The sequence below is a fragment of the Acinetobacter defluvii genome (assembly GCF_001704615.3).
Classification (GTDB): Bacteria; Pseudomonadota; Gammaproteobacteria; order Pseudomonadales; family Moraxellaceae; genus Acinetobacter; species Acinetobacter defluvii.
Window position 1 is genome coordinate 1,795,634 of sequence record NZ_CP029397.2, and the last position, 17,119, is coordinate 1,812,752.

Sequence of the window (17,119 nt, forward strand, 5' to 3'; positions counted from 1 at the left end):
TATTTTCATCGAATCATGGTAAATTCATGATAATTTGGTAAATCAACTAATGCGATTTGCTCAATGCTGCTCACCTGCGAGCGCAAAGGTCCTACATAACTATGACGAATAATTTCTAAAATATCTTGTTCATTGCCAAGCACTACCGCTTCAACCTCACCTGAAGGTAAATTCATCACATATCCTTTTAAATTTAAAGTATTTGCCTCTTTTTCAAACCAGCGGCGATAGCCAACATCTTGTACTTTACCTTGAATAATCAATTTAACAGCTTTCATTTGCTTTTACCTTATTTTTATCATCCTGATGATTTACGACATAATACACGGCTTCTCGCATATGCTGTGCCTGTAATCCTCGTTGTCCTTTTTGTGCTAAATAATCACCTGCTAAAGCATGTAGTGTTACGATCTGATGTAAGTGAATTTTTTCTTTAAATTGTGCTTTTAAACTTGCGATCATTCCTGCAAGCACGTCCCCCATCCCTCCTGTTCCCATACCTGCATTTCCTGCAGTACAGATCCAGAGTTGATCCTCTAAAATCAAACTTCCAGCACCTTTTAGTACCCATTGTCCTGCATATTTTTGTTGTAGTTTTTGAATCGCAGTAACACGATCCGCCTCAACTTCACTTACACTACAATTCAACAATTTTGCAGCTTCACCTGGATGTGGCGTTAAATAGGTATTTTCATTCGCACGTACAGGATGTTTCGCCAAAAACCATAAAGCATCCGCATCAAGCACTGTCTGTAAATGTTGTAATTGGTGTATTTTAGGAAACCATTTAAAAAACTGTTGTTCTGCCCAATCATCCCGACCTAATCCCATACCGAAACTTACAGCATCTACATGCTGAAGCAGATTCTCGATCTGAATATTAGTTAAGGCATTGATATCACGCAGCATAATATTCGGTGATCGTGCTAAAATTGCAGTATGGTGCTTAGCATCACAAATCATCGTTACTTTGCCAGCCCCAGCACTAAATGCCGCTTCAGCAGCCATCATGACCGCCCCACCCATTTCTGCATGCCCACCAACTACTAAGATATGTCCATAGCTGCCCTTATGACCAAAAGCTTTACGTTGTGCTAAGACTACTGTTGTAGGTGACAGATCAGCGAGTTTTTTTAATTGATCATCATGGGGTATCGCAGAAATTAACTCTACTTTTCCAGAAAACTCTTTCCCTTGACCTGTAAATAAACCAGCTTTAAGTCCTAATACGGTATAAGTTCGATCAACTTTGATCGCCTTAGGCAAGGGCTGCCCTGTATTAGCATGCAATCCACTCGGCACATCAATCGCAATTTTAAGACCTGATTGCGCATTAAAAATTTCAATAACTTCTTGCCAAGTTTCATCCAAATCGCGATTTAAACCAATTCCAAAAAGTGCATCTACATGGCAGTCAAAGCTATTTTCAATATTAAAATGAGCTTGAATATTGACATGATGTGCGTGTGCAAGTTGCCACGCTTTGTCTAAATCTGCTGATTGCCCACGTTCTGCTGCAAAAACAGTAACCTGATAACCTAAATCTTGTAAATATTTTGCCAAACAATAACCATCACCTGCGTTATTGCCTGAGCCACACCAAATGGCAATGGACTGAATATTTTGCTGAGTAGAAAATACATCATCTAGGCGCTGTGCAATTAACCAAGCCACTTGTTGCATCAGTCCAAAAGAGCTATTTTGTTGACGAAACCAACGTCCTTCCCATGCTTGAATCTCGTGACTATGATAAACTTGCGAATGCATTATTCTTTCCCATATTTTCTATGTCGGCTTCTTCATCAGCAACACACATTGCTCTACAACAGATTGATCCTGAAAAACTTAAAGCTTGGATTAAGGAGCAAGCTTTGCAACTTGGCTTTGCTGATTGTGTCATTGCTCAACCAGATGCTCAAGCAGAATTAACACGTTTTAAAGAATATTTAAAACGCGGCTATCATGGTGATATGAAGTTTTTAGAGGAAAATTTAGAAAAACGTGCTGATCCGACTTTATTAGTACCCAACACCAAAAGTATTATTTGTGTACGTATGAATTATTTGGTGGAAACACCTAAGCCTCGCTATGTACCCGATCATCCTAATTCAGCCATTATTGCTCGTTATGCCCGTGGACGGGATTATCATAAAGTCATGCGTGGACGCTTAAAAACCTTAGCCAATCGAATAAAAGAAAAAATAGGTGACTTTGAATCTCGTCCTTTTGCTGACTCTGCACCGATATTTGAAAAATCTTTGGCTGAAAATGCAGGGATGGGATGGACAGGTAAACATACGCTTTTGATTCATAAAAAATCAGGCTCATTTTTTGTTTTGGGTGAATTATTTACTTCTTTAGATTTACCTTTTGACCAACCTACCACTAAGCATTGTGGGTCATGTACAGCCTGTATAGATATATGCCCAACTCAAGCCATTGTTGAACCCTATATGTTGGACGCACGTAAATGTATCGCTTATTTGACTATTGAATATAAAGGCATCATTCCTGAGGAATTAAGACGTGGTATCGGAAATCGTGTTTTTGGTTGTGACGATTGTCAGCTGATTTGTCCATGGAATAGCTTTGCTCAAAAAACTGAAGTCGAAGATTTTTATCCTCGTCATGGTTTGGAGCGTGTAACACTGTTAGATTTATGGCACTGGGATGAAGCAACATTTTTAAGTTGTACTGAAGGTAGCCCAATTCGCCGCACAGGTTACCAAAGTTTTATGCGAAACATTGCCATTGGTTTGGGAAATGCACCATTTTCTACTGAAATTTTACTCGCATTGCAACAAACACGTTCCCGTCATGATGAGATTGTGCAAGTCCATATAGACTGGGCAATCGCAGAACAACACAACAAAGCAAAATAATTTTTTATTATTTTTTACTTTTTTATACTATTTTCATCTAAGCACGTTGTGAACAAGTTTAGGCAGATTTCTTTTTTTTAGTAACAAATACTCAGAACTTAACCAGTAACACACATAAATTTATGTAGCGAAATAGCAGGGAAATAAGCTAACTTTGTGAGTAAATCACTATTTTTATTTTTAATTTATATGCTAATCTTAAGTCAGGATACCAATAACCATTTGGACATTTTTGCCCTTTGGCTTTGGCATGATTTGTGTATGATAAATACGGATAGCAATATTTTCAGGGATTTGACCTATGCCTTTAGTAAGAAATGATTGGACACGTGAAGAAATCCAAACTTTATACGAACAACCTTTTTTAGACTTGGTGTTTAAAGCACAACAAATTCATCGTAGCCATTTTGAAGCAAATACCATTCAAGTCAGTACCTTGCTTTCGATTAAAACAGGTAAATGTCCTGAAGATTGTAAATATTGTTCTCAATCCGCACATTATGATTCTAAACTCGAAGCAGAAAAACGTATCGCAGTCGATAAAGTCATTAGTGAAGCCAAAGAAGCACTCGCTTCAGGTTCTTCACGTTTTTGTATGGGAGCTGCTTGGCGCAATCCGCATGAACGTGATATGCCTTATGTCTTAGAAATGGTGCGTGAAGTTAAAGCACTTGGACTTGAAACTTGTATGACTTTAGGCATGCTTAATCAATCGCAAGCTGAACGTTTACATGAAGCGGGATTAGACTATTACAATCACAACTTAGATACTTCACGTGAATATTATTCTCACATCATCAGTACACGCTCTTTTGATGACCGTTTAAATACTTTAGACCATGTACGTAACGCAGGCATGAAAGTTTGTAGTGGCGGTATCGTGGGTCTAGGTGAAAATCGTAATGATCGTATTGGATTATTACTAGAACTAGCAACTTTACCGACTCATCCTGAATCTGTGCCGATCAATATGTTAGTACCGATTGATGGGACGCCTTTAGCAGATGTAGAAAGATTAGATGTTACAGAATGGATTCGTACCATTGCGGTTGCACGTATCATCATGCCACAAAGTTATATTCGCCTATCAGCAGGACGTGAAGCACTCAGTGATTCCGATCAAGCCTTAGCCTTTATGGCAGGTGCAAACTCATTGTTTAGTGGCGAGAAATTACTGACTACACCAAATGCTGGCGAAGGCAAAGATAAGCAATTGTTTGATAAGCTAGGTTTAAAAGCTGAAAAAGCCAAACCCACTGCTGCTGAGCTTTCTATTGATGCTATGGCGGCAGTTTAGAACCAAATATAAATTGATATTTTGCTATTTCCTAAGGCAACATAAATGTTGCCTTACACTCTTTAATATTAATGTTTTCCAAATGAATATTTCGCTTAACTCAACTATAGACCCTCTCTCACTCACAAATTTTTCCTTGTTGAATATGGTTACTTCTTGAATTAAAATATTTTTTAAATTCTAACAATGTAACATAATTGTCATATATAAATCATAGTATGCCATGCAAGGTAACTCAGACACTTAAAAATGACGCAGATCATGCCCAATTTAGAAGATTTTCAGCATAGTTCAGATACTTATATTAATCGTGAGATCTCACTTTTAGAATTTCATAAACGTGTTTTAGCACAAGCCAAAGATGCAAATCATCCGCTTCTTGAACGTTTAAATTTCCTGATCATTTTTTCACGTAATTTGGATGAGTTTTTTGAGATTCGGGTTGCAGGTCTGATTAAACAATTGGATATGAATAGCATTACCACTTCGCCTGATGGTATTCCTAATGAAGTCATTATTCAACAAATCTCAGAGATCGCACATCAAGCATTAGAAGAACAATATAAAATTTTAAATTACGATTTATTACCCCAATTACAAGGCTTTGGGATTCGTTATATCCAGTTTGCTGATATTTTAGAAAAACATAAGGCGTGGATTAAAGATTACTTTTTTAAACAAGTACAACCCGTGGTAACGCCTATCAGCCTTGATCCTGCGCATCCATTTCCAAGGTTAGTAAATAAAAGCCTGAATTTTATCGTCACCCTTGAAGGCAAAGATGCTTTCGGTCGTCAGATTGAACTGGCTATCGTACCTGCACCTCGCTCATTGCCTCGCTTGGTCAAATTACCAAATGAACTTACTGGTGGCGAGGAACATTACATTTTATTGTCTGCAATTATTCAACAGCATATCAGTGATCTTTTCCCAGGTATGGTAGCAACAGGCTGTTATCAATTCCGCGTCACGCGTAATGCTGATTTGACTTTGGCAGAAGATGTGGATGATTTGGCTGTGGCATTAAAAGATGAACTATCTTCTCGTCGTTTTGGTCGTGCAGTGCGTTTAGAAGTCACCAAAAACTGCCCAAATGACATCAGTCATTATCTGCTTGAGCAGTTTGATTTGGATCCCATGCACTTATATCAAGTCGATGGTCCTGTTAACTTAGCACGCTTAGTGGCTAACTTTGATATTCCTGAATTACGCTTTAAGCCTTATCAAGCGGTGATTCCAAAAGCTTTACGCAATGCACCACAGATTTTTGAAGTTCTAAGCAAACGTGATATTTTGCTGCATCATCCTTTTGATTCTTTTGCACCTGTCATTAATCTGTTAAAAGAAGCAGCCAAAGATCCAAACGTTTTAGCGATTAAACAAACTTTGTATCGCAGTGGTCCTGACTCCGAAATCGTGCAAGTCTTGGCAGAAGCTGCACGCAATGGCAAAGAAGTTACTGCAATCATCGAGTTACGTGCACGTTTTGATGAAGAATCAAATATTACTGTCGCCAATATTTTGCAAGAAGCAGGTGCAGTCGTGGTATATGGCATTGTGGGTTATAAAACCCATGCCAAAATGATTTTGGTGGTACGCCGTGAAGCAGATAAACTCAAACGTTATGTGCATTTAGGAACAGGCAATTACCATGCCGGCAATGCCAAAATGTATACTGATTATGGTTTAATGACGACCGATGCAGATATTTGTGAAGATGTACATAAAATTTTCCAAGAGCTCACAGGCATGGGGCGCATGGCAAAATCGCAAAAGCTGTTTCATGCGCCATTTACTTTACATGCACAGCTTTTAAATCTGATTGAGCAAGAAATACAACACGCACAAAAAGGTTTAGTCGCACGTATTATCATTAAAGTCAATGCGTTAACTGAACCAAAACTGATTTCAGCCTTATATAGAGCCTCACAAGCAGGTGTTAAAGTAGATTTGATTATTCGTTCAATCTGCTGTTTGCGTCCACAAGTCACGGGTTTATCTGAAAATATCACAGTACGTTCCATCGTTGGACGTTTTCTTGAGCATACTCGTGTCTATTATTTCCAAAATAATGATGACGCAAAATTATATTGCGGGAGTGCGGATTGGATGGGACGTAATTTATTCTCTCGTGTCGAAACCTGTTTCCCGATTGAAGATAAAAAGCTGCGTAAACAAATAGTTGAAGATGGTTTACTCAACTATTTAAAAGACAATGTTCGTGCATGGGAACTCGATGGTAATGCACAATGGACTGCTTTAAAACCTAATACTGGAGAAGCTGCTTTTATTGCTCAACAATATTTAATGGATCAACGCGTGATTAAAACCATTGCTTAATCCGTCAGTTTCTGAGTCTGAAAATGGTTTACAACCCCTCAAACCATTTTCTTTAAACGATAATCCAACGTTGCTCGACTAATTCCTAAAATTCGTGCCGCTTCAGACACATTTTGATGACATTTATTCATGGCAGTTAAGATAATTTCTTGTTCATATTGATCCAAAGAGAAACCATCTGCCAATAAATCATCCAAAGAGCTTTTTACTGGTGTTTGTTCAAGTGTGGATTGGTCTAATTGCGGAAATAAACTACTTAATTTAATTTCTTGTTGATGATCAGTCAGTAATGTTGCTCTTTCCAATAAATTTTCCAACTCACGAATATTACCTGGCCAATCGTATTTCATCACAAAGCTATAAGCTTTGTCTGACAGACCTTTTAAAGTTTTACTATATAAACTCTCAAAACGTTGAATAAAATAGTCAATCAATAGAGGAATATCTTCACGACGCTCACGTAATGTAGGAATACGCACAGGAAAAATATTTAAACGATAATACAAATCAGCACGAAAACGTCCCTCTTTCACTGCTTGCTCTAAATCTTCATTGGTTGCAGCAACAATCCGCACATCAACTTTACGGGTTTGTTGGTCACCTACCCGTTCAAACTCGCCTTCTTGTAACATTCTCAACAGTGCTGCTTGTGCTCTCGCTGAGAGTTCAATCACTTCATCCAGAAAAATTGTTCCCCCATGTGCCCGTTCAAACTTCCCCATTCGCGTTTGTGAAGCACCTGTAAAAGCCCCTTTTTCCACCCCAAATAACTCAGCTTCAATCAAATCAGGTGGGATACAGGCACAGTTCACCGCTACAAAAGGTTGATGTCGTCTTTGGCTACCTTCATGCACGCCACGTGCGAAGGCTTCTTTCCCTACACCAGTTTCACCTTGAAGTAAAATGGCAACCTTACTGCCTGCAGCTTTTTTCAGTAAATCACAAACTTTACGATAGGCTGCTGATTCACCTACCGCTTTAAACATGGTGTAATCTGACTCAGCATCAGTATAAATATTTTGTTTGAGTGTATTAAGTTCAGCTTGTAGAGCGATAATTTCATCCGAAACAGGATCGGGTGACATGAATTGAATCAGTTCATCGGCATTTTCCCATTCCCCTAAAGGTTTACCTACAATGCGGCAACACTCATCACTTTGTGCCACACAATGCGTTTCTTGGTAAATAATGGTTTGTCCCATCACAAAACTGGTATAACCACACGCATAACCCAATAACATCCAACACGATGGTTCTTCCGCTACCCCAAACTCATTTAGATGCACTTCAGCTTCAAAAGAATTTCTCCAGTTAAAATCTGCATAAAATTTTTTTAAATCATGGCTAATATGCAAATCATTCACTTCAACATGTACCATGCCACGAATTCCATGCATTTGCGGCCCTGCCATAAATGCATCTATTTCATTTAAATTGGGTCGTAATTTTGAAGTCACTTGCGCATCACGCATACCCGCCTGATAGCCACAGCGTATAAAAAAGCGTTTGGTACGTTCCCACCCCAACATTTCATATAAATCTTTACGTAGATAGCCCATCATATTGGTGTGCATTAACAACATACGATTTTCATCAAACCAAATTTGACCATTCTCAGTATCAAAATGGATTTTATCGAGCAAGTCTTGAATATCTTTATTATGCTCAAAATAATGTTTATACAACTTTGCATCTTTGGCTTGAGGCATGGCTCATTTCCATCCTTGGCTAATGTCCACCTATGATCATACCGAATTATGGAGCAGAATAAATATGCTCTTAAAAGCATAACAGCATACCTTTTGAGTATGATCACATGCTTTTCTACTTTCCCTCTATCAATATACGATTTTATCTTGCTTATTTTTGAGATTCAAAAAGAAAATTCAAAGAAAATCATCATGAATTTATTTTTAGATTGAAAAGCAATACTTTAAAACCTACATATTATTTTTCTTAATTTTAGCATTGTATTTTTTAATTCATCAAAACATGAAAACCTCAAAAACAGTGATTCACCAAATGATGAAATTATTCTGATCAAATTGATCAAGATTTTATTTAAAAATAATAACCATTTGAAAAATATAAAAATTATAAAGTTGGCACGCTTTTTGGAATATACATAACAAACGCAAGGTTGCGTCACTGACAAGAAGTTAGTGCAGAGATAGAAGGATGATCGTTATGCATCAGACACAACAAGACCAACTCACCAAATACATTCGTATTACAGGTGATCGTCATGCCAAATTTGTTGAATTCGATTTTGCGATTCACGATCCAACCTTATTTGTCGAATTGGTTTTACCACAAGACGCTTTTCAGCATTTTTGTGAGATTAACCAAGTCGTAGAAATGACCGAAGAACAGCAAGCTTGGAATGACGCACAGGAAGACAAATGGCGTTATGGCGTCGAACCTACTGTCCTCAACCCAGCCCAACCTCATGTAGATCAAGACGATCATGCTTAAGTCCATACGGAGATCAAGATGACTTTAGAAATTAAAACATCGAACCTAGCGCCAATTCGCCAAACTTACGCGTACATTGAACGCCGTTTTGGTAATAAGCCAGCAACACGCTATCAAGAAGTAAGTTTTGATGTACAGGCAACCACCAATTTCCATTATCGTCCTTTATGGAAACCTGATAAGACCTTGAATGATAAAACCCATACTGCCTTACAGATGCAAGATTGGTATGTGTTTAAAGACCCTCGTCAGTTCTACTACGGCGCTTATGTACAACATCGTGCACGTTTACAGGATACCGCTGAAAGTAATTATGCGTTCTTTGAAAAGCGTTTCCTTGTTGAAAATATCAGCGAAGACGTAAAGCAAAAAATTATTACTTGCTTACTGCCATTCCGCTATGTCGAGCAAACAGCAAATTTACACATGATGTCAGGCAGTGCTTATGGTTATGGCACAGTGATTACTCAAGCCTGTATTTTTGCTGCCATGGATCGTCTTGGTATGGCGCAATACATTTCACGTATTGGCTTGGCACTGGATGGCAATACAGGTGAATCTTTACAACAAGCCAAAGAGGCTTGGATGAATGATGCAGCTTGGCAACCGCTTCGTAAATTATGCGAACAAAGTTTGACTGAGCAAGATTGGTTCAAACTCTATGTACTGCAAAACCTATTGATTGATAGCTGTATCCAAAGCCTTGTCTATGGACAGTTTGATCAATACTTAGTTGAAAATGGCGCACGTGATGTGGCAATGCTGACCGAATTTATGCAGGACTGTTTAACCGATTTACGTAAATGGTCTGATCCAGTATTTAAGCTTGCCATTGCTGAATCTGAGGAGAATAAAGCCTTGATTCAAGGCTGGATTGCTGAACTATTGCCACAAGTTCAAGAAGCGTTTAGTGCATGGGCAGGTCTTGCTTTAGGCGATAGCAATATTGAACAAGCTGTTGCACTGATCACAGAGCGTAGCAAAAAAGCGGGTTTAGCTGATATTTAATATTGCATAAGGAATTGCACCATGACTTCAAAAGTTTATTTAGCGCTACAAGACAACGATACCTCTCGCTACATCATCGAAGCGATTGAACAAGATAATCCCGATGCAACGATTCAATATTTACCTGCCATGATCCGTGTGGAAAGTGAAACAGGTTTGATCATTCGTGCAGAAACGGTGTCTGAAAAACTCGGACAAGATTGGGATATTCAAGAGTTACAACTGAATATGATCACGCTGGGTGGCAACGTCGATGAAGACGATGACACCTTTACCCTGAAATGGAACTAAATAGCCTTAAAACAAAGCATTTCAATGATTGAACAGGATGATCAAAATGAATACTGATGTTAAAAATACAAAAACAGCGACGAAAACCGCAACCAAAAAGCTGAATGCCAAAGACCGCTATCGCATGCTGACCCGTGATCTGGATTGGGACTTTTCCTATGCAGATCGTAAAGATGCCTTTCCTTATGAGGAATTTGAAGGCATTAAAATCACGGATTGGTCAAAATGGGAAGATCCGTTCCGTTTAACCATGGATTCATATTGGAAATATCAGGCTGAAAAAGAGAAAAAACTCTATGCCATTTTCGATGCTTTTGCACAAAATAATGGGCAAATGAATGTTTCCAATGAACGCTATTTAAATGCCATTAAACTATTTTTAACTGCCGTTACACCTTTGGAATATCAAGCGTATCAAGGCTATGCCCATGTAGGTCGTCAGTTTAGCGGAATCGGTGCACGTATTGCTTCACAAATGCAATCTATTGATGAATTACGTCATGTGCAAACTCAAATCCATGCCATGAGCCACTACAACAAATTCTTTGATGGCTTCCAAGATTGGTCACACATGCATGACCGTGTATGGTATTTGTCTGTACCGAAATCATTCTTTGAAGATGCGCGTTCAGCAGGTCCATTCGAGTTTTTATTGGCGATCAGCTTTGCCTTTGAATATGTATTGACCAACTTATTGTTTGTTCCGTTCATGTCTGGTGCGGCTTACAACGGCGATATGGCAACCGTGACTTTTGGTTTCTCAGCACAGTCTGACGAAGCACGCCATATGACACTCGGTTTAGAAATTGTCAAATTCTTACTTGAGCAACATGAAGACAACGTACCAATCGTTCAAGAATGGATTGATAAATGGTTCTGGCGTGGTACTCGCCTACTCTCTATCGTCGGCATGATGATGGATTACATGCTTCCAAATAAAGTCATGTCTTGGAAAGAAGCATGGGAAACTTATTTTGAAGAAGCAGGCGGTGCATTATTCAAAGACTTGAGCCGTTACGGTATTCGTATGCCGAAATACTCAGAAGTGATTGAAAAAGAGAAAGAACACGTTTCGCATCAAGCATGGTGGATTTTCTATAACTTCGGTCATGCAGCTGGCTTCCATACGTGGATTCCAACGGATGAAGAAATGGATTGGTTATCTGCGAAATACCCTGACACCTTCGATAAATACTATCGTCCAAAATGGGAAATGGCACGTAAATTAGAAGCTGAAGGCAAACGTTTCTATAGCAACGGCTTACCACAATTGTGTCAAATCTGTCAGATTCCAATGACCTTTACGGAAATGGATGGCGACCAAACCATGTTTAGTTACCGTGACAGCATTTATAAAGGTGAGCGTTATCACACTTGTTCAGATGGTTGTCATGACATTTTCGAACGTGAACCTGAGAAATACATCCAAGCATGGTTACCTGTGAACCAAATCCTACAAGGCAACTGTGGTGGTCCAGATTTAGAAACGATTTTACGTGACTATTACAACTTTAATGTTGGTGCGGACAATTTAGATATTGAAGGTTCACCAGACCAAGAACGTTGGAAAAAATGGAAAGGTGCATAAGCATCATCAGGAATAAAAGATGAAGTTCATTGCTGTGTCAGCCATTTTCAACGCCACGCACAGCATGCGCTTCGCTCAAGGAATTTAGGAGTATTCTCATGCCAGTACAAGCAATCCAAGACAATTATCAATTTGAAGCTCTTGATCAACAAAAAAATTATGGCGATAACATGCTGTTATTTATTGGTTGGGATCACCATACCCTTTTTTGTTCAGCGCATGCTTTTGTGGTGTCACCACAACAAACTTTGCAAGAATTGATTGACCAACAAATCGCTGGGGGATTCAGCCAACATCCTGAATTTGCAGAAATCGATTGGTCAACTGTGCAATTTACCTTAAACCGTGAAGCACTGAATGCTGATTTTTCTAAAACATTGGCAGAACAAGGCTTCGATCATAAATCTCTTTTACGCTTTGTCACGCCGAATTTAACGGGTTACAAAGGCAGTCATGTTTAAGGGAGTACGCGGATGAGTTATCAAGTTACCATTGAACCAATCGGTACCACGATTGAAGTCGAAGAAGATCAAACCATCCTTGATGCAGCTTTGCGTCAAGGGGTTTGGCTCCCTTTCGCTTGCGGACATGGCACATGTGGTACGTGTAAAGTACAAGTGACTGATGGTTTTTACGATGTTGGTGAAGCTTCTCCTTTTGCACTGATGGACATTGAACGTGAAGAAAATAAAGTTTTAGCCTGTTGCTGTAAACCTGAATCTGACATGGTTATTGAAGCGGATATCGATGAGGATGAAGACTTCTTAGGCTATTTGGTTGAAGATTACCAAGCTAAAGTCATTGAAATTAAAGACCTGTCACCAACCATCAAAGGCATTCGACTTCAAATTGATCGTGCGATGCAATTCCAAGCGGGTCAATATGTAAATATCCAATTGCCGAATATTGAAGGTACACGTGCATTTTCAATCGCCAATTCACCCAATGAAGAAGGCGTAATCGAGCTGCATATCCGTAAAGTCGAAGGCGGTGCAGCCACGACTTATGTACATGAAACTCTGAAGCAAGGCGATGAACTGAATATTTCAGGCCCTTATGGACAATTCTTTGTGCGTAAGTCTGATGATCGTGGCGTGATTTTTATCGCAGGCGGTTCTGGTTTATCAAGCCCACAATCGATGATTTTAGATTTACTTGAAGCGGGTGAAACAAGGAATATTTATTTATTCCAAGGTGCACGTGATGTTTCAGAGCTGTATAACCGTGAAATTTTTGAAAATCTGGTTAAAGAGCATGCAAACTTTCACTACATTCCTGCATTGAATGCGCCTAAGACAGAAGATGCTTGGACGGGTTTCACAGGTTTTGTACATGAAGCGGTTGCTAATCATTTTGAGAACAAATGCAGTGGGCATAAAGCCTATCTATGTGGTCCTCCACCAATGATTGATGCAGCCATTTCAACACTGATGCAAAGCCGTTTATTTGAAAAAGACATTCATACCGAACGCTTCTTGAGTGCGGCAGATGGTGCAAATGGACAGTCTCGTTCAGCGTTGTTTAAGCATATCTAAGTTTTTTATTTTTTATCAAATGAAAGCGAAGTTTCACATGAAGCTTCGCGATTATTTTCCGTGACATTCACAAGTTAAAATGGATTTATTGACAATTTTTATGCTCTACAAAACCAACTATCGGACCTAAATTAAACCGATGATCACTCCGCCCTGCTTGTGGAATATAGGCACTCGACACTGAGCCATCCAAATACAGCGCCTGATCGATTTTTAAGTCTTGTTTAAAGATTTGTGCAAAATCATAAAAATTGATCCGTTCACGGCTAATCACAAAGTAAAGCTGATTATTTTTAATACCTACCCCATTCCTAATTTTTAAAGAATCAGACCGAGGTAAAAATTGGCTGTTAATTTTGCCATCAATGACCAGCATCGGTCCGGATTGTGTTGCATATTCAGCTTGAAAAGCTGACTGTGCATAGTTTTGTGTGGTTTGAATGGTTGCCCGTTTTTTATTCCAGGCTAAAACACCATTCGGTTGCATTAAGAAATTACCAAAGCCTTTGGTTTGCATATTGAGTTTAGAGAATTGTTTCGATTTTTCAATGTATAAGCCCACTGGAGAATAGTCTGCATGGTACATTCCAGCATTCATTGCAAAACTTAAAAACTGACATATGGGTAAATCTTTTGCGATAGCTTTGATTTTGTTATAAGGTTGTTGCTTGGCATTATTTAAAAATAATTGAAGCTGATCCAACTGTTGAATATGCACCACATCTGCAATAATTTTTTGATTTTTTTCGATTTTAATATATTCAGTTGTTGCCTGAACATTTGCAGTAGAAAGTGCAAATAGCGAAAAAACACCCAATACACCACGTTCAGCCTTATTTAAAATTTTCATTTTTAAACCATTGTTTATTTCCATCAATCATACTGATAAAAATTATGCATGAGTAGAATTCAAATGTTGATTTATAAATCTTTACTTAATTGTTTAGTTTACCTCTACATTTTTATTGGATCTTGACTATAATGTCATTCATCTTTATAAAATACAGCTGTATATTTTTTATTAGAACAAAGGGAAATATGCAAACAAAACGTTTTGTTCGGTATCCAATCGGAGCACATCTGATTGTAAAAAATTTAGGTTATAGTCATCATGGTATTTATGCAGGTAAAGGTCGAGTAATTCATTACTCTGGTTTTGCCCATTTCTTTAAAAAACAACCCATTGAAATTACAACGTTAGATAAATTTGCACGAAATCGTAAAATAATGATTCGCTCATATGATCAACCTAAATTCAAAGGTCGTCATATTGTTCGTCGTATGCGTAGTCGTATGCATGAAAATAATTATCATTTAATTGTCAATAATTGCGAACATTTATGTACTTGGGCAATTACAGGCATTGAAAGCAGCCCGCAAGTCGTCAAAATGATGCATCGCCTTACCACCATTGGTTATGTGAGTTCAATCATGACGTACATGAATGGTTTGTTTATTACCCTTGCAACCACTTGTTTTGCATTGGTCTTATATATAAAAATGAAACTTCGTGAACGGGCAAAAATGGATTTAACCACCTATTTGTCTTTGCGAGAGCAACATTCTAAAAAATAATATTGAATAACTTTAAGATGATTTTTTAGGCTAAAGTAAAAGTACATTACGATAGTCAATTAAAATCATTGATCATAATAGTTCAGTACAATTCCTTATAACTGATAAGTTAAAAATCGACAGGCTGTAAATTTCATGCTAATCAAGTCTATCAAAAATATCTAAATAAAATATATTTTCAATAATTTATAACAATGACGTAGTCTTTAAAGTACTTTTTAAAACATCACCACAATATAAAAAGCCCTATCCAAAGATAGGGCTTTTTCGATAGCAATTATTTCCCAGGTTTAAAACTGTCTTTTAAATCTAAAATACGGTTAAATACTGGTTTTTCGCCAGTATGATCGTATTGATCAGCAACAAAATACCCTTCACGTTCAAATTGGAAGCGATCTTCAGGTTGTGCCTGTGCTAAAGCTGGCTCAATCACGGCTTGTAAAACTTTTAAAGAGTCTGGATTTAAATGTTTCAAGAAGTCATCATCTACATCAGGTGCAGCTTCTGTGAATAAACGGTCATAAACACGTACTTCCGCAGCAATACCTTTGCTTGCAGAAACCCAGTGGATCACCCCTTTCACTTTACGCCCTTCTGGATTTTTACCCAAAGTTTCAGGGTCAATCGAACATTTTAGTTCAACAACTTCACCATTTGCATCTTTAATCACTTCGTCACATTTGATTACATAGGCATGACGTAAACGAACTTCACCATTTGGAACTAAGCGTTTAAAACCTTTTGGCGGTACTTCTTCAAAGTCTTTACGATCAATATAAATCTCAGACGTCAAAGGAATCACTCGATCCCCCATATCAACATTTGGATGACGTGCGTGGCTTAAATCCATATCTTCAGGCAGATTGGTTAATGTCACTTTTAATGGATTCAGGACCGCCATACCGCGTGCTGCGGTGTTTTCAAGTGACTGACGAATACAAAACTCAAGCATTGCCACATCGACGATACCATCAGTTTTAGATACACCGACACGTTTACAGAAATCACGTAAACCTTCAGGCGTAAATCCACGACGGCGCATTCCCACCACTGTAGGCATACGAGGGTCATCCCAACCATTAACATAATTACCTTCAACCAACTTACGCAACTTACGTTTAGAGGTAATGGTATAATCAATATTTAAACGGCTAGACTCATATTGACGAGGCACAGCAGGAGATTTAACTTTTTCAACAACCCAATCGTAAAATGGACGATGATCTTGAAATTCTAATGTACATAATGAATGGGTAATGCCTTCAATTGCGTCAGACAATGGATGTGCATAATCATACATTGGATACATTTTCCATTTATCACCTGTTTGGTGATGCTCAGAATGTAATACACGATATAAAATTGGATCACGCATATGTACGTTTGGCGACGCCATATCAATTTTAGCACGGAGTACAGCTTCACCTTCAGCAAACTCACCATTGTTCATTTTTTCAAAACGCGCAAGGTTGTCTTCAATACTGGTTTCACGATAAGGTGAGTTTTTGCCAGGTTCAACAAAATTACCACGATTCAGTTTAATTTCTTCAGGTGTTTGTAAGTCGACATAGGCATCACCTTGTTTGATCAATTGTATCGCCCATGTATGCAATTGATCAAAATAACTAGATGCATAACGTGGTTGTCCTTCCCATTCAAAACCTAACCATTTCACATCATTGGCAATACCATCTACATACTCTTGCTCTTCAGCATCTGGGTTTGTATCGTCAAAACGGAGGTTACATAAACCATCAAACTCTTGGGCTATACCAAAATTCAAACAAATCGCTTTAACATGACCAATATGCAAGTAACCATTTGGCTCAGGAGGGAAACGTGTTACTACAGTTTTTGTACGTCCTGCTTCTAAATCGTCAGTAATGACTTGACGCACAAAGTCTAAGCCCGCCTGTTGTTCTTGCTGCACAGCATCGACAGGAGTAGTACTGGTTGTCGGGGTCTTCGGCAGTTCTGAAACAACATCATTTGGCTTCATAGTTGATAAATCACTTCTAAAAGTTAAAATAGGATCAATAAAAACGTTTTTCTGAAAATATTAACAAAGAAAATCACGTTTTTGCTTGCTATGTAGTTTACAGTTTGCTTATGCTTCTCTCAACCAAAA

At 38.3% G+C, this 17,119-nt stretch carries 15 protein-coding genes; 10 read left to right on the forward strand and 5 right to left on the reverse strand.

The features are described from left to right. Positions 1–5 precede the first annotated feature (5 nt). Positions 6–278, reverse strand: a complete 273-nt coding sequence (locus DJ533_RS10945) for an acylphosphatase (protein ID WP_065995008.1) — start codon at positions 276–278, stop codon at positions 6–8. Continuing rightward, positions 265–1,767 (reverse strand): bifunctional ADP-dependent NAD(P)H-hydrate dehydratase/NAD(P)H-hydrate epimerase, encoded by a 1,503-nt coding sequence (locus tag DJ533_RS10950; RefSeq protein WP_065995007.1) that lies wholly within the window; start codon positions 1,765–1,767, stop codon positions 265–267. Before DJ533_RS10950 ends, DJ533_RS10945 begins: the two co-directional genes overlap by 14 nt. A 20-nt stretch (positions 1,768–1,787) precedes the next feature. Between DJ533_RS10950 and queG the strand changes: the two genes are divergently transcribed. The 3 genes from queG to ppk1 all read left to right on the forward strand — a co-directional run bounded on the left by queG (position 1,788) and on the right by ppk1 (position 6,519). Beyond that, entirely contained in the window at positions 1,788–2,882 is a 1,095-nt protein-coding gene (queG, locus tag DJ533_RS10955) for a tRNA epoxyqueuosine(34) reductase QueG (protein ID WP_065995006.1), read from the forward strand. Positions 2,883–3,183: 301 nt separating this feature from the next. Continuing rightward, entirely contained in the window at positions 3,184–4,179 is a 996-nt protein-coding gene (gene bioB, locus DJ533_RS10960) for a biotin synthase BioB (RefSeq protein WP_065995005.1), read from the forward strand. Between the two features lie 249 nt (positions 4,180–4,428). After that, positions 4,429–6,519 carry a polyphosphate kinase 1 gene (gene ppk1, locus DJ533_RS10965; RefSeq protein WP_065995004.1) on the forward strand — a complete coding sequence of 697 codons (2,091 nt, stop codon included), beginning with the start codon at positions 4,429–4,431 and terminating at the stop codon, positions 6,517–6,519. A 38-nt stretch (positions 6,520–6,557) separates the two neighbouring features. Here ppk1 and mobR read toward each other — a convergent pair whose 3' ends face one another. Beyond that, on the reverse strand, positions 6,558–8,228 hold the full coding sequence (gene mobR, locus DJ533_RS10970; protein WP_065995003.1) for a phenol degradation transcriptional regulator MobR: 1,671 nt from the start codon (positions 8,226–8,228) through the stop codon (positions 6,558–6,560). Between the two features lie 478 nt (positions 8,229–8,706). On the opposite strand from mobR, the gene DJ533_RS10975 reads away from it, so the two are divergent. The 6 genes from DJ533_RS10975 to DJ533_RS11000 all read left to right on the forward strand — a co-directional run bounded on the left by DJ533_RS10975 (position 8,707) and on the right by DJ533_RS11000 (position 13,416). After that, complete coding sequence (locus tag DJ533_RS10975; protein ID WP_065995002.1) at positions 8,707–8,994, forward strand: phenol hydroxylase subunit; 288 nt, start codon at positions 8,707–8,709, stop codon at positions 8,992–8,994. A gap of 18 nt (positions 8,995–9,012) precedes the next feature. Beyond that, complete coding sequence (locus tag DJ533_RS10980; protein WP_065995001.1) at positions 9,013–10,002, forward strand: aromatic/alkene monooxygenase hydroxylase subunit beta; 990 nt, start codon at positions 9,013–9,015, stop codon at positions 10,000–10,002. Between the two features lie 21 nt (positions 10,003–10,023). Beyond that, positions 10,024–10,293: an MmoB/DmpM family protein gene (locus DJ533_RS10985; protein WP_061524789.1), complete on the forward strand. Its 270-nt coding sequence runs from the start codon at positions 10,024–10,026 to the stop codon at positions 10,291–10,293. Positions 10,294–10,339: 46 nt separating this feature from the next. Then, positions 10,340–11,881, forward strand: a complete 1,542-nt coding sequence (locus DJ533_RS10990; protein WP_065995030.1) for an aromatic/alkene/methane monooxygenase hydroxylase/oxygenase subunit alpha — start codon at positions 10,340–10,342, stop codon at positions 11,879–11,881. Between the two features lie 98 nt (positions 11,882–11,979). Further along, entirely contained in the window at positions 11,980–12,342 is a 363-nt protein-coding gene (locus DJ533_RS10995) for a phenol hydroxylase subunit P4 (RefSeq protein WP_065995000.1), read from the forward strand. Between the two features lie 12 nt (positions 12,343–12,354). Then, the gene (locus DJ533_RS11000; RefSeq protein ID WP_065994999.1) at positions 12,355–13,416 is read left to right on the forward strand and encodes an NADH:ubiquinone reductase (Na(+)-transporting) subunit F; all 1,062 of its coding nucleotides are present in this window, start codon (positions 12,355–12,357) and stop codon (positions 13,414–13,416) included. An 85-nt stretch (positions 13,417–13,501) separates the two neighbouring features. Here the strand turns inward: DJ533_RS11000 and DJ533_RS11005 are convergent, their stop codons facing one another. Continuing rightward, entirely contained in the window at positions 13,502–14,266 is a 765-nt protein-coding gene (locus DJ533_RS11005) for a phosphodiester glycosidase family protein (protein WP_065995029.1), read from the reverse strand. A gap of 188 nt (positions 14,267–14,454) precedes the next feature. Here DJ533_RS11005 and DJ533_RS11010 point away from each other — a divergent pair, with 188 nt between their 5' ends. Beyond that, positions 14,455–14,991 (forward strand): lecithin retinol acyltransferase family protein, encoded by a 537-nt coding sequence (locus DJ533_RS11010; RefSeq protein ID WP_065994998.1) that lies wholly within the window; start codon positions 14,455–14,457, stop codon positions 14,989–14,991. A gap of 277 nt (positions 14,992–15,268) precedes the next feature. On the opposite strand, the gene DJ533_RS11015 is transcribed toward DJ533_RS11010, so the two are convergent. Next, entirely contained in the window at positions 15,269–16,990 is a 1,722-nt protein-coding gene (locus tag DJ533_RS11015) for a glutamine--tRNA ligase/YqeY domain fusion protein (protein WP_065994997.1), read from the reverse strand. Positions 16,991–17,119 lie beyond the last annotated feature (129 nt).